Origin of the sequence: Pelagibacterium mangrovi (assembly GCF_036662815.1) — a bacterium.
GTDB classification, from domain to species: domain Bacteria; phylum Pseudomonadota; class Alphaproteobacteria; order Rhizobiales; family Devosiaceae; genus Pelagibacterium; species Pelagibacterium mangrovi.
This window is the reverse complement of the sequence record NZ_JBAFXA010000004.1, coordinates 241969-267198: the sequence shown is the minus strand read 5'-3', so window position 1 is coordinate 267198 and position 25230 is coordinate 241969. Positions and strand designations below refer to the sequence as shown.

26 protein-coding genes and 1 pseudogene are annotated in these 25230 nt (G+C 61.5%); 8 read left to right on the top strand and 19 right to left on the bottom strand.

The features are described from left to right. Positions 1–79: 79 nt before the first annotated feature. The 7 genes and pseudogenes from V4T21_RS08990 to V4T21_RS08965 all read left to right on the top strand — a co-directional run bounded on the left by V4T21_RS08990 (position 80) and on the right by V4T21_RS08965 (position 4727). Positions 80–1162: a Bug family tripartite tricarboxylate transporter substrate binding protein gene (locus tag V4T21_RS08990; RefSeq protein ID WP_332715653.1), complete on the top strand. Its 1083-nt coding sequence runs from the start codon at positions 80–82 to the stop codon at positions 1160–1162. A gap of 84 nt (positions 1163–1246) precedes the next feature. Continuing rightward, positions 1247–2401, top strand: a complete 1155-nt coding sequence (locus tag V4T21_RS08985) for a CapA family protein (RefSeq protein WP_332715650.1) — start codon at positions 1247–1249, stop codon at positions 2399–2401. A gap of 25 nt (positions 2402–2426) precedes the next feature. After that, positions 2427–2564, top strand: a pseudogene (locus V4T21_RS19180) (zinc-binding dehydrogenase); the annotation flags it as partial. A 71-nt stretch (positions 2565–2635) separates the two neighbouring features. Then, on the top strand, positions 2636–2977 hold the full coding sequence (locus V4T21_RS08980; protein ID WP_332715648.1) for a hypothetical protein: 342 nt from the start codon (positions 2636–2638) through the stop codon (positions 2975–2977). A 341-nt stretch (positions 2978–3318) separates the two neighbouring features. Further along, positions 3319–3687 (top strand): hypothetical protein, encoded by a 369-nt coding sequence (locus tag V4T21_RS08975; RefSeq protein ID WP_332715647.1) that lies wholly within the window; start codon positions 3319–3321, stop codon positions 3685–3687. A 30-nt stretch (positions 3688–3717) separates the two neighbouring features. Further along, positions 3718–4428: a hypothetical protein gene (locus V4T21_RS08970; protein ID WP_332715645.1), complete on the top strand. Its 711-nt coding sequence runs from the start codon at positions 3718–3720 to the stop codon at positions 4426–4428. 8 nt (positions 4429–4436) lie between these two features. Continuing rightward, on the top strand, positions 4437–4727 hold the full coding sequence (locus V4T21_RS08965; RefSeq protein ID WP_332715643.1) for a hypothetical protein: 291 nt from the start codon (positions 4437–4439) through the stop codon (positions 4725–4727). A gap of 179 nt (positions 4728–4906) precedes the next feature. Here the strand turns inward: V4T21_RS08965 and V4T21_RS08960 are convergent, their stop codons facing one another. The 7 genes from V4T21_RS08960 to V4T21_RS08930 form a co-directional block, all read right to left on the bottom strand. Further along, a complete protein-coding gene (locus V4T21_RS08960; protein ID WP_332715641.1) occupies positions 4907–5545 on the bottom strand; it encodes a hypothetical protein in 639 nt (212 codons plus the stop codon). Positions 5546–5825: 280 nt separating this feature from the next. Beyond that, the gene (locus V4T21_RS08955; RefSeq protein ID WP_332715639.1) at positions 5826–6791 is read right to left on the bottom strand and encodes a hypothetical protein; all 966 of its coding nucleotides are present in this window, start codon (positions 6789–6791) and stop codon (positions 5826–5828) included. 95 nt (positions 6792–6886) lie between these two features. Further along, a complete protein-coding gene (locus V4T21_RS08950) occupies positions 6887–9013 on the bottom strand; it encodes a peptidase domain-containing ABC transporter (RefSeq protein ID WP_332715637.1) in 2127 nt (708 codons plus the stop codon). A gap of 11 nt (positions 9014–9024) precedes the next feature. Beyond that, complete coding sequence (locus V4T21_RS08945; protein WP_332715635.1) at positions 9025–10290, bottom strand: HlyD family secretion protein; 1266 nt, start codon at positions 10288–10290, stop codon at positions 9025–9027. Positions 10291–10349: 59 nt separating this feature from the next. Then, a complete protein-coding gene (locus tag V4T21_RS08940) occupies positions 10350–10616 on the bottom strand; it encodes a hypothetical protein (protein WP_332715633.1) in 267 nt (88 codons plus the stop codon). 36 nt (positions 10617–10652) lie between these two features. After that, on the bottom strand, positions 10653–10835 hold the full coding sequence (locus V4T21_RS08935) for a hypothetical protein (protein ID WP_332715631.1): 183 nt from the start codon (positions 10833–10835) through the stop codon (positions 10653–10655). A gap of 32 nt (positions 10836–10867) precedes the next feature. Beyond that, on the bottom strand, positions 10868–11056 hold the full coding sequence (locus V4T21_RS08930) for a hypothetical protein (protein WP_332715629.1): 189 nt from the start codon (positions 11054–11056) through the stop codon (positions 10868–10870). Between the two features lie 300 nt (positions 11057–11356). On the opposite strand from V4T21_RS08930, the gene V4T21_RS08925 reads away from it, so the two are divergent. Next, entirely contained in the window at positions 11357–11923 is a 567-nt protein-coding gene (locus V4T21_RS08925) for a hypothetical protein (protein ID WP_332715627.1), read from the top strand. Positions 11924–12013: 90 nt separating this feature from the next. On the opposite strand, the gene V4T21_RS08920 is transcribed toward V4T21_RS08925, so the two are convergent. From V4T21_RS08920 to V4T21_RS08865, 12 genes are all read right to left on the bottom strand, one after another. Next, positions 12014–13060 carry an ABC transporter ATP-binding protein gene (locus tag V4T21_RS08920; protein ID WP_332715625.1) on the bottom strand — a complete coding sequence of 349 codons (1047 nt, stop codon included), beginning with the start codon at positions 13058–13060 and terminating at the stop codon, positions 12014–12016. Positions 13061–13062: 2 nt separating this feature from the next. After that, positions 13063–13905, bottom strand: a complete 843-nt coding sequence (locus tag V4T21_RS08915; RefSeq protein ID WP_332715623.1) for a carbohydrate ABC transporter permease — start codon at positions 13903–13905, stop codon at positions 13063–13065. Further along, positions 13895–14824 carry a carbohydrate ABC transporter permease gene (locus tag V4T21_RS08910; protein WP_332715621.1) on the bottom strand — a complete coding sequence of 310 codons (930 nt, stop codon included), beginning with the start codon at positions 14822–14824 and terminating at the stop codon, positions 13895–13897. The genes V4T21_RS08915 and V4T21_RS08910 overlap by 11 nt, the downstream gene beginning before the upstream one ends. A gap of 14 nt (positions 14825–14838) precedes the next feature. After that, entirely contained in the window at positions 14839–16107 is a 1269-nt protein-coding gene (locus V4T21_RS08905; RefSeq protein WP_332715619.1) for an ABC transporter substrate-binding protein, read from the bottom strand. A gap of 29 nt (positions 16108–16136) precedes the next feature. Then, positions 16137–17747 carry an FAD-dependent oxidoreductase gene (locus tag V4T21_RS08900; RefSeq protein WP_332715617.1) on the bottom strand — a complete coding sequence of 537 codons (1611 nt, stop codon included), beginning with the start codon at positions 17745–17747 and terminating at the stop codon, positions 16137–16139. Then, positions 17744–18781, bottom strand: a complete 1038-nt coding sequence (locus tag V4T21_RS08895; RefSeq protein WP_332715615.1) for a LacI family DNA-binding transcriptional regulator — start codon at positions 18779–18781, stop codon at positions 17744–17746. Before V4T21_RS08895 ends, V4T21_RS08900 begins: the two co-directional genes overlap by 4 nt. A 96-nt stretch (positions 18782–18877) precedes the next feature. Continuing rightward, positions 18878–19582, bottom strand: a complete 705-nt coding sequence (locus V4T21_RS08890; RefSeq protein WP_332715613.1) for an HAD family hydrolase — start codon at positions 19580–19582, stop codon at positions 18878–18880. A 41-nt stretch (positions 19583–19623) separates the two neighbouring features. After that, complete coding sequence (locus tag V4T21_RS08885; protein WP_332715611.1) at positions 19624–21153, bottom strand: alkaline phosphatase D family protein; 1530 nt, start codon at positions 21151–21153, stop codon at positions 19624–19626. Continuing rightward, the gene (locus V4T21_RS08880) at positions 21137–21892 is read right to left on the bottom strand and encodes a glycerophosphodiester phosphodiesterase family protein (RefSeq protein ID WP_332715609.1); all 756 of its coding nucleotides are present in this window, start codon (positions 21890–21892) and stop codon (positions 21137–21139) included. The genes V4T21_RS08885 and V4T21_RS08880 overlap by 17 nt, the downstream gene beginning before the upstream one ends. Positions 21893–21916: 24 nt before the next feature. Continuing rightward, the gene (locus tag V4T21_RS08875) at positions 21917–22837 is read right to left on the bottom strand and encodes an ABC transporter permease subunit (RefSeq protein WP_332715607.1); all 921 of its coding nucleotides are present in this window, start codon (positions 22835–22837) and stop codon (positions 21917–21919) included. Positions 22838–22839: 2 nt separating this feature from the next. Next, a complete protein-coding gene (locus V4T21_RS08870; protein ID WP_332715606.1) occupies positions 22840–23835 on the bottom strand; it encodes an ABC transporter permease subunit in 996 nt (331 codons plus the stop codon). Then, positions 23822–25144 (bottom strand): extracellular solute-binding protein, encoded by a 1323-nt coding sequence (locus tag V4T21_RS08865; RefSeq protein ID WP_332715604.1) that lies wholly within the window; start codon positions 25142–25144, stop codon positions 23822–23824. Before V4T21_RS08865 ends, V4T21_RS08870 begins: the two co-directional genes overlap by 14 nt. Positions 25145–25230: the final 86 nt, after the last annotated feature.

The window sequence follows — 25230 nt, the reverse complement described above, 5'->3', positions numbered from 1 at the left end:
GGGGCTTTGACACGTCTTGGCTCGCAGCCTAGGTAAATGGTTGGATCACTCAATGAAATGAGTTTCATTTTTAGTTGCCATGCGCTACGATGCTGCTGCGGCAGTTGCAGACCCCGCTCGAGAAGTCGATCTGCCGCCAACGCCCGAAACGGGCAAAAGGGAGGAGAGACTAATGATTTCGAGAAGACGTGTGCTTACGTACGCCTTGGCCGTGACCTCATTGGCGGTGGCCTCTCAGGCTTCGGCTCAGGATTTTTCCGCCAGGCCGATCGAGTTGATCATCGGATTTGCTGCCGGAAGCAGCTCCGATCTGCTCGCCCGTTACTACGGCGCTGAATTGACGGAAGCGCTGGGCACGCCGGTCATCGTCATCAATAGCCCCGGCGCATCGCAATATGTGGCGATAAGCCAGTTGATGAATGCCCGACCCGATGGCCACACGATCATGTTGGCGGCGGCAAGCGCTCTGTCGTCCGGACCGGTGCTGCGGGACGATTTGCCTTATGATCCGTTGACGGATTTCGTTCCATTTTCCCTCGTCGCGACGGCCCCGGGAGTCTTCACGGCGACGACGTCGATCGAGCAGAACACTCTGCCCGACTTCATCGAACACGCGAGACAAAATCCAGGCAGCCTCAACTACGGATCGTCCGGTGTCGGCTCGTCGAGCCACTTGCAGATGGAATTGTTGAAATCGATTGTCGATGTTGATATCGCCCATATCCCCTATGAAGGGGCGGGACAGATCAACACCGCCCTTATCCAGGGCGAGGTCCACATCGGCATCGGCCCAATCGAAGCGTCCTTGCCCTCCATCGAAGGGGGCAACGTCAAGGCGCTGGCCATTACCGGATCGCGCCGCTCGGTTCTATTGCCCGATGTTCCCTCGCTTTCCGAACTCGGCAATCCCGAGCTTTCCGCGCTCGATCCCTACACCTATTACATGATGATCGCGCCCAACGGGACGCCGCCCGAAGTGCTTGAGGCGCTCAATGCGGCCTTTAACGCCGTCAATGAAATGGAAAAAACCACCGACTACCTCAGCGTACGCGGCTTCGATGTGACCACATCCACAGTCGAAGGGTCTCAGCAGTACATCATGAACGACAGGACTATCTGGGAGACCTTCAAGACCAATACCGGATTTGTATGGGGCGAGTGACCTCCTGCGCATGACTGGGCGGCGCCGGGATCTGTCCCGGCGCCGCCCGCAACCATCGAATCCGAATATTGAGGAACAGCAAGCGTGACCGAACAACAGACCAACGTCATGATCGTGGGAGACCTCCTGTTGGGCGCTCCCGAGGCGGACTTCTATTTCGACAAAGTGAGGGACACGCTAAACGAGGCCGACCTGGCCATCGGGCAGGTGGAGTGGCCGCACACCGACCGCGGGCAGGTATGCGCCATCGAAATGCCGGCGCCGGCCGCCAGGCCCGAACATCTCGATGCGGTAAAGCGGGCCGGGATCGCGCTGGCCACGGTGGCCAGCAACCATATCTTCGATCAGGGACCCAATGGGGTCGAGGATACGTTGGCTGGGCTGAAGAGCCGGGGGATCGAGACCGCCGGAGCGGGGCTGAATCTGCTCGATGCGAGGAAGCCTGCCATCGTCACGCGCGGCGACGTCCGGATCGGAGTGCTCGCCTATAACTGCGTGGGGCCGCGCGAATCCTGGGCGACGCCGCTCAAGGCCGGTTCGGCATATATCCAGATCATGACCCATTACGAACTCGAATATTCGAGCCCCGGCAGCCGGCCGGCCGAATTCTCCTTCCCTCATCCCGACCACCTCGAACAGATGCGGCAGGACATTCGGGACCTGCGCAAATCGGTCGATATCGTCATTGTGGTGTTGCACAAGGGAATGCTGCGCATCCCTGCTAAAATCGCCGAATACGAGCGGATCGTGTCGCGGGCCGCCATCGATGAGGGTGCCGATGCGATCGTCGGCCATCACGCCCACATCCTGAGGGGCATCGAATTTTACAAAGGCAAGCCGATCTATCACGGCATCAATCACTTCGTGATTGTCTACGCCGATCCCAACAATGCGACCATCGCCCAAGGCACGGGAATCAACATGCACGACCGCCACTCCTTCCGTAAGGCGTGGCGCGAACCTCCTCCCGACGACCGCGATCCCCACAGCAACTTCCGCTACAGCGCCGACGCCCGCAACACCATGATCGTCAGCCTCGACGTGACCAAGCAGGGCATAACATCGGCCGGGTTTATCCCATGCTGGATCAACACCGAAGAACAGCCCGAAGTGGTCGAGCAGGGCACACCCAGGGGTGAGGAGGTGATCGATTATATTCGATCCATCAGCGAGGCTATGGGTTCTGATGTGAAGTTCGTATGGAGCGGCAAGAAGGTAATTATTTCCGGTGGAGACTAGTGAGCGCTAGGCTGCTCTTGATCCGTCGAGCGAACGGCTGCCGCGAGCCAAGGAATTCGGTGCCGACACGGTCATCAACGGATCCGAGGTCGATGCTGTCGATGCATTGGGGGAACTGACGCACGGGGGCGGGGCGGGCGTTGCTCTCGACACTTCTGGCTGACGGCCGTCTTTTCACCGTGCGCTCCTTTAAAGTGTGGGGAAAGGCCTGTTTTCGTTGGGGAGCGCGGGGATGTGCGTTCTCAGGTCAGCCCGGAGCTGATCCGCAATTGTGCCGATGCCTGGCGCATCGAAACGCCGTATCTGATGGCTATGCCGCGTGCCTTTGACGGGGCGGCCTGTCGCTCGATAACCCAACAGATCACCGAGCGGCTCGACCGCGTGGTGGTAGCCCGTCGCCATTATTCACAAGCCCCTATCGATTTTCGTCCCCTCATCGGAGCCTTGCGCGAGAACCAACCCGACGCGGCCGAGGCTGCGTCGCGAAACAATGTTCACCGAATGCGGTCGATCGTCATCAATCATATCTTGCGGGCTGAGAGTTTTGCCAACTCGCGTATTCTTACGGGAATATAAATTACCTCGCTCGGCGCTTGGGACACGATGACATCTATCCCAGCCCGATGATGAACCGGTGGGCTTTCGCCTTTTTCGCGCAGGCAACCCGTGGGATCATCGATATCACTGACTAAGAGAACGGCATTTCCGTTCCGGTCGACGAATTCGCTGGCCTTGCCCGACCGGTGCAATGAACCATGCAGCATTGCCATGCCGCGTTCAGCGTGACGGATCGAAAGGCCCTCGAATATCCTTCGGATCGATTGGCGTGGCCACACCGCACGAAAATCGGTCCGCGTCGACCAAGACTTCGAGGACATCCATCGTCTTACAGCAAGAAGCGATACGGAGACCTCGAGATGCCAAATGCGATTAAACTGCTCTTTTGCCTGGTAACCCTCTCAAGCCTTACCACGCCAGCCATATCGGCCAATTCCCTTCAGCTGAGTGCTGAGGACGGCTACACCCTCTGGGGCATCGGACGGACGGGCGTGATGTGTTACATGGCCCCTTGCCCGTGGCGAGGGATATTTCCCATTTCGCCCGAAACAGGTGAGCGCGGCTTTCCCATTCCGCGGCACGACCAGACCCAGCCCCAAGTCATCAGCGCCGACCCCACGATCGCTGCCAGGGTCGCCGACGCCTATTCCGAAAACCATTGCCTCATCGTTGAGGCGCGTCCTGTTGAGGACGGGCTGGATATTGCACGCATTATCGGCGAATGCTGATCGCAAATTGATTATTAAGGGGAGGCAAGTTTGTTTTCACGATTCAAGACGCCGCTGATCGCAATACTGCTCGCAGTACTGCCTTATTTCATTTTTCTGGGCAGTTCCCAGACTGTTACCCTCAACGGCGCCACCGTCAGGGATGACCAGTTCAATCTTTTGGGCGTGGTGCTGGCGGTTGTGGGGCTGTGGTTGGTATTTACCGTCCTGCGGCCATCCGCTCCCAGCGATAAGGCCCGCAAAATTGTGGCGATCATTGCGGGATTGCTGTGTGCTTTGCAACTGGTCGCCTCATTGGACATCGTTCGTCCACAGAGCTGGCTCACTCCCGACTCCGACCTTCCTCCGCTTGCCTATGGCGGACTCAGCGATGAGAACCGCAATATCGTGGGCAGTATCGTGGAGCGAGGCAATAGCGACGAGCTCGTCCGCGATTTCATGAACCGGTCCGTGTTCACGCTCGATGACGCGCACCAGCATATCGATTACGCCGATGTCTGCCATGAGGGCCGGCATCGTATCGATTACGACGCTCTGGTCTCCTTGTTCTCGGTCCTCCCGAAAGCCCAGCAGGACGAGATTAACGAACGGGCCGTCGACCTGCGTCGGCCAGCGCCCGTTGCCGATGACTGTTCGCCACGACGTACCAACTACGCCATGGGGGAACTGGTGGACGACATCAACCAGCAAATCGACATGATCACCGTCCTGCGCGACGGCTATGTCGCTCTGAACCCATGAAAAGATTGGTGCAGGCTTTCGTCGTCTTCCCGCCACTGCTGGCAGCGCTGGCAGCTCCCGCCATTGGCTTGATGTGGATCATGGGTCTTTCCGCTTTCAGCGGGACCCAAAAGGCCACCGCTGCCAATATCGGTCTATGGGCTCTGATCTTGTATTTCGCTGCCTATGCCATCCTCGCCATCATTGTGACAATTTGCGTCTGGCGCAAATGGCGTATCGCGAACCTGTTCCATGGTCTCATCTGGCTATGCTTCATCATCTTTTCGGGCACGATGGCATGGTCGCTCAGCATCCTTTGAGTTTTGCGGCGTGGGTCGCGTTCCGGCGTCAAAGGTGTGCGGGACTTTTCCGCCCGCAAAAAAATCGGCCAATTTGGCGAGATCGGATCCCTCAAAGCCCCTGAACAAGGCCCAAGGACAGCGACATGCCTGTCGACCGCCGGAACCCCCGCACCCGACTTTGCGGGGGCCGAGCATTCTTATTCCTCCTCGATGCAGTAAGGCACCGACATCATGTCCATCGCGCCGCCCCACAAATTGGGCGTCACCTGCATCCTCCACCCAATGCGGGCGCACTCGGCCGTTCCGTCGTCAGACGCGCCTTGCCGGCGCAGAGTGTATTCAAAAACAAACCGCGTCCCCGGCGACAATCCCGCTTCGATAGCGTCGTCGGTGATGGTCACAATCAATTCGAGAGCGATGTCATCGGGCGTACGGGTCCCGGCAATGCTGACCTGCTGCCCGATACTTTGTCCATGTCCGGAAATTTTCCCTGCCGATGAGATCGCGAAGGTCCATTCGTCGGTCACGCCCTGCCAGCCGCTATCGCCCCAAGGCTCCAAAAGCAGGTGAAAACCCACATCGTTTTCGTCTTCGATGCTCCCATTGACCGCGACCGCCATTTGCCCGTCGTCTTGCGGTGCGAAGCTGGCCGTCGCGTCTCCCCAATCGAAATGCACGCGGCGATCCCTGTCGGGGAGAAAGATTTCGACCTCTATCGTGCCATCATAAAGCTCCACTGCGTTTTTGACGGCCTCGCCCGCTACGTCCGCACGACCGGGAAATGCCGCAAGCAGCAGCGTCGCCGCCGTGAGCACAATCACCACCAACCGTTTCATGCCCATCCCTCATGTTCCTCGCATTGGGGCGTGCCGTGCCGGCGCTCTCTGCTCTCCGCTCAAAGCTACGTTCATCGCCTCGCTCAACGCCTTGGCGTCCCAATCATCCATGGGGCCGATCAGTCGCCCGCCACAAATATAAATCTCCCTAAGGTGGCATATATCGAGTTTCAGGCAGCGTGATAGGACGGGAAGAATTGTCAAGGAAGGCCTCATCCTGAGCAGAATTTCGCACCTCGGTTGGTTGCGGGGATTGGCGCAGGGCGCCGGTTTGCCGGTTCTAGAAGTGCTCGCGCAGAGCCATGCAACTGGTCTCGCCCAGTGCGAGGTCCTCGAATTGAGGAGATCCCGACGGCCAACGAGAAGAGCCGGGTATGGCCGAAACGTCTCCGGTTTCAATGATATCGGCCCGCCAGTAGAGGGTTTTGGCGCGCTGGGTCATGTCGGTGAGCGCCTGTTCCCAAAGCTGCGGGTCGGGGGAGCGAGCGGCGTCGATTTCGGCGAGGGCGTCGGCGGCCGAGATCCAGTCCTGGGCGAGCGCGCGCAGCGCGGGTATGGCTTCGGGATCGACAGGTCGGCCCTGGGTGGCGGCCATGAAGGCGTCGATGCTCACATCGCGCCATTGATGAAAGCCGTTGGTCAGACGCCGATCTACAATGGACGAGCAGATGGGTGCGACCGCCGAAATGAAGGAAGCATGGTCGGGCGGATTGCCGAGCGATGAAAAGACGTGATGACAATCGCGGTTGCGAAATCCGAGCGTATCGAGGGCCGCGACATAGGTGTCGCTATCGGGATAGGTGACGCCCAGGCCGTCGATCGGCGGCCATTGCCAGCTATCCAGATCGCCGAGGAAGCCGAGACGTATCCGGCGGACCTCCATTTCGGCTTGTGCGTACTCGGTGACCGTGGCGAGGGCGTCCGCCTGCTCGCCCTGATCGGGGGCAAGTGCCGAGATGCCGTCGAGCGCTTCGGCGATGTCGGTATTGACGGCCTCGAACAGGGTCATCAAGCGCTCGGCTGAGGCGGCGCTGGGCGGTTCACCGCCCCGTATCTGAGCGATCAGCACGTCCAATGCTTCGTTTTCCGCCGCCTCGAACGTCCGATAATCGCGTGCGTCGATGACCTCGCGGCACCATGCGTTGGCTTGCACGGCAAACCCGGTGTCCCGGGCGGGAACGGCGGAGGGGAATGTGAGGGCGAGCGCTGCAAGCGTTATGGCATTCCAGCCGGCGACGGACTTCATCCTGATCCTCCTCGTTCGCGGGTCATATTGGTACATTCATGGATAAGACGCGAGACGGCCGGAAGACTTTGGGCGGCGAGGGGATTTTTCTTCCATCACGCCGCTTCGGTCTGGGAATCGGGAGTAAGAAACAGCACCCGGTCGGTGGCGTCCAGGGTCGATTGCCTGTGGGCGATGACCAGCCGCGTCATGGGCAGGGCTTTGACCGCCTCGTTGATGCGGCGTTCATTGTCCGGGTCGAGGTGGCTGGTCGCTTCGTCCAGAAGCAAGACGCCCGGACGGCGGCAGATGGCGCGGGCGAGGACGATGCGCTGGCGCTGTCCACCCGAGAGCGTGCTCCCCATATCTCCAACCAGCGTTTCATATCCCATGGGCATGGCCATGATTTCGTCGTGCACGGCGGCCATTCGCGCACATTCGGCGATCCAGTCCGGTTCCATGGAAGGATCGAAGCCGGCGATGTTTTCGTGGATCGAGCCGGCGAAAAGCCGGTCGTCCTGCAACACGCAGCCGATCCGGTGGCGGTAGTTGACCAACCCCATGGCGTCGAGGGATTTCCCATCGATCAGAACCTGGCCGGAGGTTGGGGTGGCGAGGCCGGCGATGAGCTTGAGGAGCGTCGATTTGCCGGTGCCAGAGGGGCCGGCAATGCCGACGCACTCGCCGGCTTCGACCCGGAAGGAGAGATTGTCGAGCACGAGAGGTTCGTTATCGGCGTAGCGGAAACCCAGTTCGCGGATGTCGAGGGATGCGGGCTTGTAGGTCAGACCCGAGATGGCTGGCCGTGCGATGAGGCGTTCGTCGGCTTCCTCGGGTTCGGAGAGCGCGATATCGGCGATGCGTTCGCCGTGCAGCGAAAGCATCCGGAATTCGAGCAGCACGTCGATGAAGCCGTTGATGCGGCTGGCGAACTGATCCTTGTAGGCGAGGAAGGCGACGAACATGCCCACCGACAGATCGCCATAGATCACCGCGCTTACGCCGAAATAGATGATCAGCAGACGATCGATGCCGAACAGGGCCGCGCTTGCCGCCTGGAACCAGGCATCGAATTTCTGCACTCGCAATTCGGCGTTCACGCGCTCGACAAGATGGTTGATCCAGCCTTCGCGCCGGCGCGTTTCGAGGTTCAGGACTTTGAGGCTGCCAATGCCGCGCACCGATTCCATGAAATGGGAATTTTCCTGCGCCGTCTGGCTGATGGCTTCCTCGGACAGCGCGCGATAGGGGCTGTAGGTCAACATCCGCATGAGGGCATAGAGGGCGACGCTGGCGAGGGCCACCCAGATCAGCCAGCCGCCATAGAGCCACATCATGACGACGAGCGCGATCGACATGACGCCATCGAGCAATGCGCGCACCGCCTCGTTGGTGAGGGTGCGCTGCACTGCGTCGAGCGAGCCGAAGCGCGAGACGACATCGCCCACGTGCCGGCGCTCGAAATAGCGCAGCGGCAGACGCATGAGATGATCGAACAGGCTCACTTTCCATTGCAGGGCGAGGCTCGAACCGATGATCATGGTCATCCAGGTTCGGGCAAAACCTGCCACCACCTGCAACGCCAGAAGGATGGCCAGCGCCAGGGCGATGATGGTCAGCAGGTCCTGATCGGCGGCGACGACCACTTCATCGAGGATGAGCTGGAAGCCGATGGGCGCGGCGATGACGGCCAGTTCGAGCAGAAGGGAAATGGCGAGGATCTGGATCGCCGCGCGTCCTATGCCGGCGGTGCGGCGCACCAGATCGCCGATCCTGATCGCTACCTTTTCGTTTCGCTTTTCGAACTGGTCGGTGGGCCAGGCTTCGAGCGCGATACCGGTGAATTTCGCCGAGACTTCGGCGAGCGGGACCTGCCGGCGCCCGAAGCCGGGATCGTGAATGGTGATCGAACGCGAGCCGACCGCCGTGAGGACGACGAAATGATTGTGCTCCCAATGCAGCACACAAGGGAGCCGAAGCTTGGAGAGGTCGTCGAGTTCGAGCCGCAGCGCGCGGGTGGCGAGTTTCAGATCGGCGCCGATGCCGATGAGGTCGCGCATGGTGACGCCCTTCATCGAAGCGGAAAAGCGCCGGCGCATGGCGGGCATATCGAGCCGGTGACCGTAGCGCGCGGCGATCATGGCCATGCAGGCCAGCCCGCATTCGGCGGCTTCGGTTTGCAGTACCACGGGGGTGGTGCGGGCAAAGCGGGCGGAGATGCGGCGGCTGAGTTCGAGAGACATGGCGTTTTACCTCACAGTTCGGCGGCCGTGGCGACGCTGCCGCGCAGGCCGTAGATCGGTTCGAGAATCCATTGGTAGAGAGGGCGGGTATCGACAAGCAGGTGCGCATCGACCTGCATGCCGGCCTGGAGTGGCTCCTCGCGGCCATAGGCGCTGACGAAGGCCAGTTCGGGCTGGGCGAGAACCCGATAGAAAGATGCTTCGCCGGTTCCCGGGCCGCCGATCTGGGCGACTTCCTCGGGGCGCAGTGTGGCGCGGGAGATTTCGGCGATCTCGGCCCGGTATTGGCCGAATTTCTGGTACGGGAAGGCCTGATAGCGCAGGAGGACATCACCGCCCTCGCGCAGAAAGCCGATGGCGCTGGAGGGCACGATCAATTGTGCCACCAAAGGCTGTTCGGTGGGCACGATGGTCAGCAGCGGGCTGCCGGCGGTGACGGTCTGGCCGGCCAATGTGGAAATGGCGGTGACGATGCCGTCGCGCGGGGCGGTGATGGTGATTTCGCGCCGTGCTTCGCCTTCGGAAATTTGCTGTTCGACATCGAGGAGCTGCTGGCGCAATTGCCCGATCCGGTCGGCGCTGGTGAGATCAAAGCTCGCCAATTGCATGCGCAACTGGTTGAGTTCGCCAGTCAATTCCGTTTTTTCGCGCTCGAGCAGGGGCAGCCGGGCGCGTTCCGCGTGATAGGCCTGCAGGCGCCCTTCCACTTCGCCGGAGACCGAGATGCCCCTGTCGCGCAGGTCGATCTGGCGGTCGGCGAATTCACGCAATTGCGTGGTGAAGGCCTCCGATAGGGCGATCTGTTCTTCGATCTGTGGAAGCTGGGCTTCCAGTGTTTCGATCTGCTGGGAAAGGCGCTGTTTTTCGGTTTCGTCCAACGCGCTCTGGCGCTCGATGGCGGCTTCGAGCTCGCTGTGCTTGGCGTCGAGGATGTCGCTGATGGCATCCTGGGTGTTGCCGAGAGCCGTGGTGATATCGACGCCGATCCTGTAGAGCACATCGCCCCGGCGCACCGACTCGCCGTCGGCGACGGCGATGTCGATCACCCAGCCGCCTTGTGGGGCGGTCATGCGGGTTATGCCCTCGATGGGCATGACGATGCCTTCGACCTGCACGCGGCGGGTGTAGCTGCCGAACGTCAGGAACAGGATCGCGGCGATGACGAAAAGCACCGAAAACCATGCAAAGATTTTGGTGGGCAGACCCGACAGAACAATGGGCTTGCCCAGCCATGCGTGGCGTTTGGCTTGCAGGGATTCGGCGCGAAAAAGCGACATCGTACGTTCTCCTCAAAAGGATGGCGCAGCGTGCGCGCCATCCTGGATCATCGAGCGGTTTAGCGAGTCATCAGACTTGCGGCTGCGCCCCCCACCAGCACGGCCTTTGTGCCGAACATGCCGGTGACGGCGGCGCCATAGCCGCCCAGCGCGATGGCGCCGAAAAAGCCGCCGACCCCGCCCAGAAGGGCGGCTCCGGCGATCTGGCCGGCATTGCCGCCGGCCGCGGCGGCGCCAACGCCACCCATTACGGCACCCAGAACGGCCCCACCGGGACCTACGCCACCGGAAACGGCCTGGATTTCATTGGTCTTGAGTTCACGCATTTTCATTCTCCTTTGTTTGAATGTCGAAAGAGCCGATCAGAGCAGCGGCACCGAAGGGCAGGAGGGAGGAGGGACGTCCGGCTTGCCCGGAAGGATGGGGACGGGCCGTTGCGGGGGAAAGCCCAAGCGGGGCGGGCGCTGCGGAGGGATGGGCAGGGGCTTGGGGCAGGTGGTGCCGCCCGCGATCTGCGAGAGCTGTTCTGTGGGGATGATTTTCATTTTCGTTTCTCCTGAAGGGATGATGGAACGGATCAGTTGAGGACCCACTCGATGGCATCGAGGATCTGGGTGTCGTAGCGATTGTAGATCGCCGACCCGACGCGCCAGCCGAGGCGTGCCGCGCCAGCGACGGCGCGGGGATTACCGCCGGCGACCAGTTCGATCTGCGCCAGATCGAGTTCGATCAGGCCGTCATTGCTCTTGTGGTTTTGGTCCAACATCGTTTTCTCCTTGGTTGATGTGGTGGGGCAGGGCCCCGTTCTGCCAATGCCCGAATCCGGGCACTGGAAGACCTTCCGATGCGGCGGTGATGCCACTCCGGATTGTTCTGGAAAATCTGGAAGTATTGCCGTCCCGGTCAGAAATGACCGCTAGGGTGAAATCGGGAAAATCTGCGAACTTTTCCGGTTCGTTTTCACCTAAACTTGGGGCGTAAACGCCGTATCGTTCATTACTGTCCCTCCGCCTGATGTCCTGTTGTGCTCATAAGACGATGCAGGTGTGGGAGACATTGGTCCGTTATGGAGATTTTTTTGTTGCAGCATAAAAATGCCTGCTCGAGCCAAGATGCAGGCCCGCATCACCGTCCTATAGGCAATGCAAAAAACAGGAGCTTGCAAATGCGCAAAGCGATGGTGGGGGGAGTGTTGATCCTTGCGGCGGGGCTGGTAGGGGGCGCGGCCTTCTATGGCAGCGTCTTTTACGAGGAGCCTCTCGCAAAAGGTGAGTTGTTCGAAGCCTTGGTGCAAGCGTCCGAAGGCGGAGAAGACAATTTGACGGAGGTCTTTGCGCCCTTCGTGGCGGCCGATGCGCCGCTGGCCGATCGTGTCGCGCCTCTTCTTGCCAATGGATTTCGCTGCGATTTGCGCCCGGCTAACGTCGAAGGCAGCACCATGCTCGTGTGCCGGCGTCCGCTGGAAGGCAGCCGATATTGTCAGGGGTTCCTGTATTTCAGCTATGAGACGGCATCGGGCGAAATCATCGAAACCCTAGGGTCGGCGTATGATGCGCGGGGTCGGGCGAACGCCTTTGGCCTTTGCGACAACAACCGAGAGGCCTTTCTGGAGCTTCCGTTCGAGGGCGCCTGAAAAAGGAACCACCCAGCAACAATGCCCGAGCCACGGTTTGCAAAGGCGAGAAATCCCGGGCGGTCAACGCCTCGCGGGCATTGAAGAATCTCAACCGATACGTTCGCTCGTAGCTGCGTCGAACAGATGCGCCTTGGCGGGGTCGATGGATACCCCGATGGTGTCGCCGGGCTGGCCGGAGATTCGCTCGCGGAAGAGGCCGATCACCGAGGTTTCGCCGAGCTTCATGGTCACCTGGGTTTCCGAACCCATCGGCTCGATCACCAGAATTTCCGCTTTGATGCCCTCGGGTGAGAGCGCGAAGTGTTCCGGGCGGATGCCGTAGGTGGCTCGCGTTCCCGCTGGCAAGCCGGAGGGGCAGGGCAAGGTGATGCCGTCGGTCTTGAATCCGCTCTCGCCAACCGTTCCATCGATGAAATTCATCGAAGGCGAGCCGATGAAGCCGGCGACGAACCGGTTGGCAGGCCGATCATAGAGGTCGAGCGGTGCACCGATCTGCTCCACGCGCCCGCCGCTCAGAACCACGATCTTGTCGGCCATGGTCATGGCCTCCACCTGGTCGTGGGTGACATAGACGGTGGTGGTCTTGAGCCTTTGATGCAGGGCCTTGATCTCGCCCCGCATCACCACCCGCAGCTTGGCATCGAGGTTGGAGAGCGGTTCGTCGAACAGGAACACCTTGGGGTCGCGCACGATGGCGCGGCCCATGGCGACGCGCTGGCGCTGGCCGCCGGAAAGCTGGCGCGGGTAGCGGTCGAGATATTCGTCCAGCCCCAATATGCCCGCCGCCCATTTCACGCGCTCGGCGATTACATCCTTGGGCGTGCGGCGGTGTTCGAGCGAAAACCCCATGTTCTGCGCCACCGTCATATGTGGGTAGAGCGCATAGTTTTGGAACACCATGGCGATGTCGCGATCCTTGGGCTCGAGATCGTTGACGACGCTATCGCCGATCTCGATTGTCCCGTCTGTGATGGTCTCCAGCCCCGCCAGCATGCGCAGCAGCGTCGATTTTCCGCACCCCGACGGCCCCACCAGCACGACGAACTCGCCATCGGCGATATCGATGTCGATGCCGTGGATGACCGCGGCCTTGCCGTAGGATTTCTTGACGTTGGAAAGCGTGACTGAGGCCATGTTCAACCCTTGAGCCCGGAATGGGCCAGCCCTTCGACGAACTGGCGCTGGGCGATGATGAAGACGATGAGGACGGGCAGAGCCGTCATGGTGGCCGCCGCCAGTTGCACGTTCCAGAGCGCGCCGCCATAGGCGTCGGTGAACTGGGTCAATGCCTGCGGCAACGTGAATTTTTCCGGCGAGGAGAGGAACACGATGGGTTCGAGATAGAGGTTCCAAGAGTGGAGGAACGTGAAGATTGCCACTGCGCCCAGCGCCGGCCGGGCCAGGGGCAGGGCGATGGTCCAGAAGATCTTGAACCGTCCCAGCCCATCGACCCGCGCGGCTTCTTCCAACTCCTTGGGCAGGGCGATGAAGAACTGGCGCATGACGAAGGTGGCAAAGACCGATGGCGCCCCGAAGATGGGGATCAGGATCAGCGGCCAGTGCGTGTTGATCATGTCCCAGGCCAGAAACATCTGGAACAGGGGCACGATGGTCACTTCGGCCGGGATCAGCAGCCCGATCAGCACGATCATGAACAGCGTGTTGGCGAAGGGAAACCGGATGCGCGCGAAGGCATAGCCGGCCATCGAGGAAAACAGCATCGTTCCCGCCGTCACCAGCGCCGCGATATAGGCCGAATTCCAGTATTGCTGGGCGAAGGGTTGCAGGTCGAACACGCGGCCATAGGTCGAGAAATCGAAGCGGCGCGGGAAGATATCGGGCGGGAAGGCGAAGATATCCGAGATCGGCTTGACCGAGGAGGTCACCATCCACCACGTCGGAAAGACGAAGGGGATGAGCAGGACCGTCATCAGCCCATAGACGAGCACCTTCATGCGCGGCGAGAGATCAGTCTTCATAGAACACCAGCTTCCGGCGCATCTGCCACTGGATGAAGGTCAGGACCGCGACGATAACGAACAGGACGATCGATAGCGTCGCGCCATAGCCGAATTTGTGGAACTGAAAGGCCTGTTGATAGAGGTAGTAGACCAACACCGTCGTCGACATGCCCGGCCCGCCCTGGGTCAGAACCGCGATTTGGGCGAAGACCTGCAGCGAGCCCACGATGGTGATGATCGAGGTCAGCAGGACCGTGGGGCTGATCATGGGCAGGGTGATGCGCATGAACTGCTTGAACGCCGGCGTCCCATCCACCCGCGCCGCTTCATAGAGCTCGCGCGGCACGCCCTGCAGGGCGGCGAGGAACAGCACCATGTTGAGTCCGACATTCTTGAACACCTGCACCACGATCACCGAGATCATCGCGGTGGTGGGGTGCCGCAGCCAGTTGGGGCCTTCGATCCCGAAGGCCCCAAGCAGGGCATTGATGCCGCCATTGTTCTGGAGCAGGAAGCCCCAGACGATCGTCCAGGCGACCAGCGAGACCACCACGGGCGAAAAGAACAGAGTTCGATACAACGTGATGCCCTTGAGCTTCTGGTCGAGCAGAACGGCCAGCAAAAGCGCCAGGCTCATGTTGAAGATCACCAGCCCCACCGAAAAGATGCCGGTGGCTATGAGCACTTGCACGAGGCCGGGGTCGGCGAACAAGGTTCGGTAATTTTCCAGTCCCTGGAAGCGGAAGGTCTGGGCGAGGACGTTCCACTCGTGCAGGGAATACCAGAAGACCAGTCCGAGCGGGATCAAAACGAACACCGTGATCCCGATCATCTGGGGCGCGATGAACAGATAGCCCGCCAGGCTGTCGCGGCGCTCCATAGTCCAGAACGGACGTTTTCGCGCTGGTCTGGACGTGGAGTTGGCCGCGACAGTCATCGTCTCTCACACGCTCAGAGCATCGGGGCGATGCGGTTGCAGACCGAGGTCAGCACGGCTTCCACATCGGCGTCGGCCAGCCACAGCGCGTCGAGTTCGGCGCGCACCACCTGCTGGATTTCGGCGAACCCGGCATGGCCCGGCAGCACGACGCCATTGGTGATCCCGCCGATCACAACGGTTTCGAGCTGTTCGGGCGTCAGCAGCGGGTTCGTCGCGCCCAGTGTTTCGGCGTTGAGCAGGCTCTGGCGGGCGGGCGGGAAATATTGCGCCAGCTTGGCGCTGTTTTCCGGATTGGAGAGATAGGCCAGGAATTTGACGGCCGTATCGACATTGCTGCCCATCTGGAAGGCGCCGATACCGGCCTGGCCGATCACCGCATATTCGCCGGCCGGCCCGGAAGGCAGCGGCACCAGATCCCAATCGAACGCGTCGTCACCCTGCGGCAGGAGCGAGGCGCGGGAAATCTGAGTGATGGTCATCGCCGCGTCGCCGGTGAAGAAATCCACGCTCTCGCCGGGTCCGGGCATCGCGCCGGTCTCGAAGATAGCCGAATGGATGAAGCTCATGGCATCGACCATTTCGGCGTCCGCGAAAGTGCAGGTCGCCCCATCCGCGCTCCAGGGGTCGGCGCCCCAGCCGCGCCAGATCGAAGCGAGGTTCTGCCAGATCTGATAGTTGAAGTCGCGGACGATCAGGCCGTTGGCTCCGGTGTCGGCCACGGTCGCCGCGACATCGATTGCGTTGTCCCAGGTCCATTCGCCTGCCGCGATCAGTTCGGCCGGCGTCTGCGCGCCCGCTTCGGTGATCAGGTCGTTGTTGACGAACAGCGCGAAGGGCGAGGTCGAGAACGGATAGGCGTACAGCTCGCCATCGGCGCGCCAGAGGGCGGTGGCCTGTTCGGTCACGTCCTCGAGCTCGTAACCTTCGGTTGTGGCGAATGCGTCGTTGAGCGGGGCGAGGGCGCCTGAGTTGACGAAATCGGCTGCCGTGGTTTCCAGAATCCACGCCAGATCGGGCGCGTTGCCGCCGGCGATCTGGGTGGTCAGCGTGGTGGTGTAGCTATCGAAGGGCAGGGAGTCGAAGGTGACGGTGACGCCAGGATTTTCAGCGGCGAACCCGTCGGCGATTTCGTTGAGCATCGTCAGGTGCGCCTCGTTGGCGCTCCAGATGGTCATGCGCAGATCGACGTCTTCCTGCGCCAATGCCGGTCCGAACACCGCCAGCGGCAGGGCCAGGCCGGCAAGTGCGGTGGCTGATTTCAACAATGTCCTGGTATTCATCATTTCCTCCTCAAGATGATGGTTTGGCGTCAATAGGCCCGGATTTCGGGCCAGCGGATTTCGACGCCGTTCTGGTAAAGATGGGTCTGAAAGTCTTCGAGCTGGCCGTCATCGGCCTGCACGGCATGGGGCGAGGTGTCGTTGTCGAGACAGTAGGCCGCCAGAAGCCCCGCCACTTCGCCGATGTTCCACTCCACCGGATGCAGTCGGTAGCAGCCATTGGTGATGTGGGTCGTGCCGATGTTCTTGCTGGCGGGCAGCAGGTTGGATTTCTCGCGCGGCAGCAGCGCGCCGAGCGGGATTTCGAACGGGCACGAGGGCACGTCGATATAATTGTCGCCGCCGGTCGAGGGATGCAGGTCGATCCGGTACATGCCGGTGCCCACGCTGTCGCGATAGCTGACGGCGCCCGCGTCCCCGCGCACCGCATAGGACAGATCCTGTTCGGTGATCGTCGTCACCGCACGGATACGCCGGCTCTCGCGGATATAGGGAGCCATGGCCAGCCCGTGTTCGGTGCCGGTCACATCGCCGCGCAGCCGCAACCCGGGGAAGCCCTGGCCACCATCGACGCGGGGGGCTTCGGTCTGGAGCCAGTAGAACACCGCATAGGAGAGTTCGGCGGCCCGACCTAGCCGGTGGGCATATTCCTCTTCGGTGCAATCGATGATCGGAGCTTCGAAATAGTCGATCATCGGCCAGTTCACGAGGCAGATGTCGGATTCATAAGCGCCCGGCAAGAAATTGCGCCGCGCCGCGATGCGCCGGAACGTCCAGAGATTGGCATCGCCGGCATTGCGGCGCTGATCGGCATCGACCGACAGGGGATCGTCGTCGGGGTTGGGGGTGAAGCTGCGGTCGACGATTTCGAGCGTGCGCGGATGGGGCGCCTTGAACCCGATCAGCGGTCCACCCCAGAAATCAGGCTGCACGGCCCGCCATTCGTCGTAATTTTTCGGCTTGTCGATCACATGGTTGCCATCGACATGATCGACGGCGAAGCAGATCGACACGGCCTGCTGATTGTCGGGCTGAGCTTGGGACGGCGCGCTGGGCTCGCCGGTTTCCGCCTGGCTTTCGAAGCCCTTGACGTAGTCGGTGCCCGTCAGCGGCAGCAGATCGCCCAACTCGGTCGCATCGATCACATATTTGCCGGCGACAACGGTCCTCTCGCCCGTCTGGACGTGGCGCAGGGTTACCGACCGCACGCGGTCGCCATCTGTTTCGGCGGCAATGGGGCGATAGGGCTTGAAAAGCTTGAGTTTTCCCATGCCGATATAGGGCATCAGCCAGGCTTCCATCACCGCCGTGGGCACCCGCGGCTCCACGCACATGCGGCTCACCCAGCCTGCGCCGGGGTTGAGATCTTCCCAGCCGCGCGCCGCTTCGTTGAGCGGGTAATGATCGCGGTAAAACTGCCGGATCGCCCCGCGCAATTGCCTAAAGCTGCGCGTGCCGCCCATCTGCTCGATCCATGAATGCTCGTCGGAGGGGACCGCCTGGCTGGTCATCTGCCCGCCGATCCAGTCGAACTCCTCGGTCAGGATCACCGAGCGCCCCGAGCGCAAGGCACCCAGCGCGGCGGCCACGCCGCCCAGTCCGCCGCCGATGATGGCGATGTCAGCAGAAAAGTCTTTCACGATATACTCTTTGGTTCGATGGGTCCGAGGGTGTCGCCTTCGATCTGCCCGCAAGGGAGCAGTATCTGTTCGATGTCGTTGCGGCCTTCGAGCCGGGCGATCAGGGCGAGCGTTGCCTTGCGAGCCATTTCCTCTCTGGGAACGGCGTAGGTGGTGAATTGGGTTGCCGTGTCTCCGGGCCGGATATGGCTGCCCAGAACTACGATCGAGAGATCGCCCGGAACGTTCAGTCCGGCGGCGAGGGCGGCGCGGCGAAAGGGAATGGCCTGCGCCAGTTCGGTGAAGAACACGACGCTGGCTCCCGAAGCCCGAACCTCGGACAACAGGTCCTCGACGTCGCTTTCGGCGAAGGGGACGTGGAGCGTCAATTCACCCCGTCCATCGATACCTCTTTGAAAGCCCATCCAGCGATCGCGGGTCGATTCAGCGCCTTCGTCCGGGCCGACATAGGCGAAGCTCGTGTGTCCAAACTCCAGTGCGCGCTCGACCAGCGAGGCGGTGGCGGCGGCATAATCGGCGCCCACGAACGGCACCGGCCCACCGGCATCATCACGCCGCCCGATGGCGACGAAGGGGAAATCGCCCTGCACGAGCTTTTCCAGCTCTTCGAGATCGAACTCGCGCCCCAGAACGATGCAACCATCGGCGAGACGCAGACGATTGGTTTCCCCGAAAATCCGTTTGCGTCCGTCCCCGCCTTTGCCTGCCGAGGTCATCAGCAGCAGGTCGTGGCCGGCCTCTTGCGCCGCTTCTTCGATGCCGAACAGGAAGGGCGCGAAAAAGTCGGCCTGGGCGCTGGGGAAGGCGGGTTCGTAGGTGAAGACGCCCAGGATGTTGTTGCGGCCCTTGACCATGCGGCGGGCCACCGGGTCTGCGACATAACCGGTTTCGGCGATGACTTTCTGGATGCGCTCCCGCGTTTGCTCAGGGATGCGGCGCCGGTCGTCGGAATTTCCATTGAGCACCAGCGAAACCGTCGCCTGGCTGACGCCGGCTCGTTTTGCGATCTCCTTCTGGGTCATACGACGCGCCAAGCGATCTCCTCCATCCGCTCGCTTATACGTATTAGCTGATAATACGTATAAGCAGATGCGATATTGGAGTCAATGCCAACATTGCGATGATGAAAATCAGCTTTGGAACGCAGCCATTCTTGCCGGAAACTGCTCGCTGTCTAGCAGGCCAAGAATGTCGGAAAGCTCCCCGGCTCCAACCGCCACATAGGCCGCTCCAGCGCTGGCGAGAATATCGGTCCGGCCGGGGCGGGGATCGTTCACATCGACGAAACCGATCGGCACCATGCCGGCCGCCAGCGCCGAGGTGATGCCGTGGGGACTGTCGTCGATCATGACGCAACGCGCCGGCGTCGCCGAGAACGCCTCGGCGCAGTGAAGCAGCAGGTCCGGCGCCGGTTTGGGACGAGCCACGGCCTCGGCGCTGAAAATGTTGGGTGAAAAGAACGGCCAAAGCGCCGTCCGCCCCAAGCTCGCCTCCAGACGCGCAAAGCCGCTGTTGGACGCCACGCATTTTGCGGCCTTCAGGTTTGATACGAGATCGAGCATCCCCGCCATGGGACGAAGGGAAACCGCGAACTCGGCGTAAAGGTCTTCGTGCCACCGCGCAAAAACCGCCTCGACGTCGGCCAGCCCGTATCGCTCGATGCAGATGCGGCGGATATCGGTTTCGGCGTTGCCGGTGAATACGATGTGCGATTCTTCCGCCGTAATAGTGATGCCGGCGCGTTGCAGGGCGAGGGCGAGCGTGCGGCTCGCGACGGGTTCGCTGTCAATCAAAACACCGTCGCAGTCGAAAATAATAAGTTCGGGAATGTCCATTATCGCGTTCTTGCTTGCACCGCTTATGGGCGCATTGAAAATCAGAGGCGGTTGACGCCAGGCATGTCGTCGAGCACGGCAAAGCGCTGGAACACCGAGGCGGTGGCGTCGGGGTCCTTGCGGTCCGATATCGCGACCAGATCGATTTCCGCCGTGTCGTGTGAAAGGGTCATGATCGAATAGCCGTGCCGCGAGCTGTCGCCGAATTTGAGATGCGGATTTTCCGCTATGACGCCATCGAGCGCTTCGGAGTCCGGAGGGTTCGAGGTGATCGATCCGGTGACGAATTCGGTTGCGATCACCCGGCCCCTATCGGTGCCCGCCCGCTCGTGCAGATCGGCGGCAAAGAACGCATGCAGATCGCCGCCGATCACCACCGGATTGCGGATATCCTCGCGTTTGAGCGTATCGATCAACCGTTCGCGGCCCTCGCGGTATCCGTCCCAGGCGTCCATCGCATAGCGCGTGTCCGGCCCCGGCTCGAGGTCGCGTTCAGCAATCAGCGTCGGCTGCCCGATGACCGACCATTTGGCGCGCGAAGCGGCCATCGTCGTATCGAACCATTGCTCCTGGGCCGCGCCCAACATCGTTACCGCCTCGAGGACCTCTTCTCCCGGTTCTGGCGAACGGTATTGCCGGGCGTCGAGAAGCGTCATGTCGAGCAGGCTGCCGAAACCGAAATGTCCGTAGATCCTGAACTCGTCGAAATTGGCGGCGGCGATCGGCGGCACCGGCATATGCTCGTACCAGGCCTGATAGGCGGCCGCCCGGCGGCGCAGGAAGGCCGGAGCGTAACGGTCCGTGGGCGAGAGCGACCCGCCGTAATTGTTGACCACCTCATGATCGTCCCAGATCGCCAGCCAGGGAAAATTCGCATGGGCGCGTTGCAGGTCGGGGTCCGATTTATAGAGCGCGTGGCGGTCGCGGTATTCGTAGAGCAGGCTGGGGTTGCCACCTCCATGGCTCCGCACATGCTGGGCGCCATAGCTCACCTCGTAGATGTAATCGCCCAGATGGACGACGAGATCGAGGTCGCGTTCGGCCATGTCACGATAGGCCGTGTACCAGCCTTGTTCGAATTGCTGGCACGAGGCGAACGCAAAGCTGAATCGGCCATTGTCGGCATCCGCCGCCGGCGCCGTCCGTGTACGACCAACAGGGCTCACCGCATCGCCGCAGCGGAAACGGTAGAAATACCAGCGGTCGGGTTCCAGCCCGCGCGCTTCGACGTGCACCGAATGGGCGAATTCGGGCACCGCCATATCGATCCCCGAAAGAGCGGGCCGGGTGAACGCCTCGTCATGGGCAATCTCCCAGGCCACCTCCAGCGGCGGATGCTGTGGTCTTTCTACGAAGGTGAACGGATTGACGAAGGGGTCGGGCTCGGTGTCGGGGAAAATGAGCCGGGTCCAGAGCACGACGCTGTCGGCGCGCGGACAGCCCGACGCAACCCCGAGAGCGAACGGATCGGCCTCGAAGGTCGCCGCGCGGACGGTGCCGAGCATGGGCCAGACGGCGGCGGCTGCCAGACCCGCCTGGAGAAAACGGCGGCGGTTAGGACGCAGGAGCATGGTTCAGGGCCTCGCGAGCGACAAGGGCGATGTCGGGATTGTCGGTGGTGACCTGCCGCAGGCCGCAATCAAGCCAGCGGTCGAGATCGGCACGCTGGTTAGGAACCCAGGCTCCGAGGCGGTCGAGCGGCGCGTTGGCGGTGATCAGGTCCCAATAATCGGCGAGGAGCTTCTTTTCGACAGCGATCACATCGGCGACCGCGAGACGAGCCCGCAGCCCGGCCAGAACCCCTTCGCGTTCCGCATCGGGGCCGTGGTAGGAGCAAAGCGTGCGGATATGGGGCGCGACCTCGCGCGCCCGCGCCAGAACGGAAACCGAAAAGCTGGTGAGAAAGCTGCGTTGGGCGAGACCGAACCTGTCGATCGCCGCTGCCGCTTTGGCTTCGAGGCCGGGATAGGGCATGCCATTGCCGTCTGCCTTGAGTTCCACATGCAGTTCGAAATCGGTCCCCGCATAAATCTCGAGCACCTCATCGAGCGTGGGGATGACGTCGCCCCTCTCGCTACCCTTGAGATTTATGGCACGATGCGCGCCGCGCGCCAAAGCGTTCACCGGACCGGTCCCCTCGGTCGTGCGGTCGAGCGTCGCGTCATGGATGACGATGACATCTCCGGCCGCGTCGAGATGCAGGTCGAACTCGACGCCTTCGACGGGCATCTCTCGGAGGTTTTCAAAGCCGGAGAGCGAATTTTCCGCCCAGAGATTGCGGGCGCCGCGATGGCCGATGATGAGAGTCATTGGAGAAATCCTTGAAGATAAAGATTATTTTCCGGCGTCGATCATGCCGCGCGTGAGCCAGCGCTGCAGGAAGATGACGACGCAGGCGGGGGGCAGCATCACGAAGAAGGCGGCGGCCATGGACAGATTCCATGCCGGCGGTTCGTCGGGTCCGGGCACGAGCTGGCGCAGGCCCAGCACCACCGTGCGCATTTCGGGATCGGTGGTGAACAGCAGCGGCCAGAGATACTGGTTCCAGTTGCCGATGAAGAGGATCACCGCCAAGGCAGCGATATTGGTGGTCGAGAGCGGGAGCAGGACGTCCTTGAAGAATTTGAACGGGTCGGCATTGTCGAGCTTTGCCGCTTCGCACAATTCATCGGGAATGGTGAGGAAGAACTGCCGGAACAGGAAAGTCGCCGAGGCCGAGGCGATCAACGGCAGGATCAGCCCCGGATAGGAGTTGATGAAATTCCAGTTCAGCGCCATGTCCACGCGATAGCCGGTCATCGTCTCGACCAGCCAGGAAATACCGATGACGCGAAACAGCTCGCGCAGCGGCCCACCTACATCGGCGATGGCCTCATAGGTGGGGATGATCCGCGCTTCGATGGGCAGCATCAGCGAGACAAAGATCAGCCAGAACATCGTCATGCGGAAGGGAAAGCGGAAATATGTGATGGCAAAGGCCGCGATCAGCGAAATGACGATTTTGCCCGCCACGATGCCCACGGTGACGACAATGGAATTGAAATAGAGCCGGGAGAAATCCACCCGGTTCCAGGCGGTGACGATGTTTTCGATGAAGTGGCTGCCCGGCAGCACCGGGAAGGGCGTCTGCTGCAGCCGCACGTAATCGAGCGATCCGGCGACGAACGACATGTAGAGCGGCACGCAGACCATAGCCGCGCCGATGATGAGAACCAGATAGCAGAATGCGGTGAGCCAGGGGCTGCGTTCGACCATGGCTACACTCCGTAGTTGACGCGGCGCTCGACCGCGCGGAACTGAAGCACGGTGAACAGCACGGCTATGGCCATCAGCACCACCGACTGGGCGGCCGAGGACCCGAGATTGAGCTGCACGAAACCGTCCTGATAGACCTTGTACACGAGCGTGCTGGTCGAGGCCGCCGGGCCGCCGCGCGTCATGGTGTCGATGAGCCCAAAGGTATCGAACAGCCCGTAGATCAGGTTCATGATCATCAGAAAGAAGAAGGTGGGCATGATGAGCGGCAGGGTGATGGTAAAGAACCGCCTTACGGGCCGGGCGCCATCGAGCGCCGCCGCTTCCATCAGCGAAGAGGGCACCGCGAGCATGGCGGCGACCAGGAAGATGTAATCATAGCAGATGTGGTTCCAGACCGCCGCGAGGACCACGAGAATCTGCGCATCGAGCGGACGGAGCGCTGGGTTCCAGGGCAGGCCCATATCGTGGAGGAAATGGGCGACAGGGCCGACATTAGCGTTGAACATAAACGCAAAGATCGTGCCCGAGGCGACAGGCGCGATGGCGTAAGGGAGCAGGATGATGCCCTTGAACAGTGTCTTGCCGCGCACGATCCGGTCGGTGGCAAAGGCCAGCAGCGCGGCGAAGCTGAGGGTGATGAGGCTCTGGACGATCGTGAAGACCAGCGTCAGCCCGGCGCTGAAGCGATATTGCGGGCTGGCGAACAGGCGGGCGAAATTGTCGAGGCCCACGAAAATCGTCGTCAGGCCGAAAGGGTCGGTCTGCACGAATGCCAGCGAAAGCGCCTTGTAGGCGGGGATATAGAAGAAAAACAGCAGGATCAGGATCTGCGGTGCAAGCAGGCCCAGCGCAGACCACGTGCGGCCATAATGGGCCGCCTTGAGGCCTTCGCTCGAGGACGCAAGAAGGCGCGCTCCCAGCCGGGTAAAGGCAGGGAAGGGGAGGCGCAGGCGCGCGCCACCCCCAAAGGACTTGCTGTCGCTACTGACCAGCATGAAGCTGCTCGTACTGGCGCAGGATGTCGTTGCCACGGTTCACCGAGGAGTCGAGCGCTTCCTGTACGCTCTTCTGGCCGGTGAAGATCGCTTCGATCTCCTCGATCAGAATGGCGGTGGTCTGGTTGTGGTTGCCGAAGCGGAATCCGCGAGAGTTTTCGTTGGGTTCGCCGCGCGAGAGCTGGAGGATGGCGATTTCGCGGGTCGGATGCTCTTCGAAATAGCCGTTGGAGACCATCTGCTCGTAAGCGGCGGTGGTCACGGGCACATAGCCGGTCTGCTCGCTCCACCAGACCTGATTTTCGGTGCTGGCGACATAGTCGAGGAACGCGGCAGCGGCGGCATATTCTTCGTCGGATTTGCCGTCGACCACCCACAGGGCGGCACCGCCAATGGTGCTGTTCATGGGTTCGACACCCTCTTCATGGGGCATGAAGGTGGCGTTCCAATCGAACTGGGCACCCGATTCCACTGAGGCGTGGCTGGCGGTGGAGGAGATGAGCGTGGCGCAGGTGCCCGAAACGAACATCTGGGTCGAGCTCATGCCCTCGCCGGCTGGGTGCAGGATGCCGTCTTCTACCCAACGGGCCATCCGCTCGGCATGTTCGACAAGACCGGTGGTGTTATAGACGAATTCGGTGTCCAGCCCGTCGAAGCCATTGGCGCTGGTGCCGAACGGCATGTCGTTGACGGCGGAATAATTCTCCAGAAGGCTCCACTGGAAATCGCTCGGCAGCGCCATCGGGCAATCGGAGAGGCCCTGTTGCTTGATGGCGTAAAGCTGTTCGTCGACCTCTTGCCAGGTCTCGCCGGGGGCGTCGAAACCGGCCTGGGTGAAGATATCCTGATTGAACCAGAAGATCGGAGTGGACGAATTGAAGGGCAGGGCGGCAGGCTCGCCGTCGACCACATAGAAGCTGGCGACAGGTGCGATGAAATCGCCCCAATCGGTATCGTAACCCTGGCTGGCCATCACTTGGTTGACCGGAACGACGGCGCCGGAATTGAGCATGGTCATGAAGCCGCGCTCGGCGGCCTGGAGCAGGGTGGGCTGCTGGCCGACGCGGTAGGCGGCGACCATTGCCGCCATGGTTTCCTCGTAACCGCCTTTGTGGACGCCGACCACTTCGTACTGGTCCTGGGAGGCGTTGAAATTGTCGATGGTCTGCTGGGTTATTTCACCCAGCCGTCCGCTGAGCGCGTGCCACCATTCGATCTGCACCCGGTCCTGGGCCAGTGCCGGGCCGGCGGCAAGGACGAGAACGGAGCCGAGGGCGGTCCCGGCAAGCATGTTCTTGAGAAAATTCATGGTTATGTGATCCTCGATGGGCAAAGCTGGGCCGGGTGAGTCTGGGCTGGCTGCTGCCGATCGAACCGGCTTGCCATTTCCTCTCG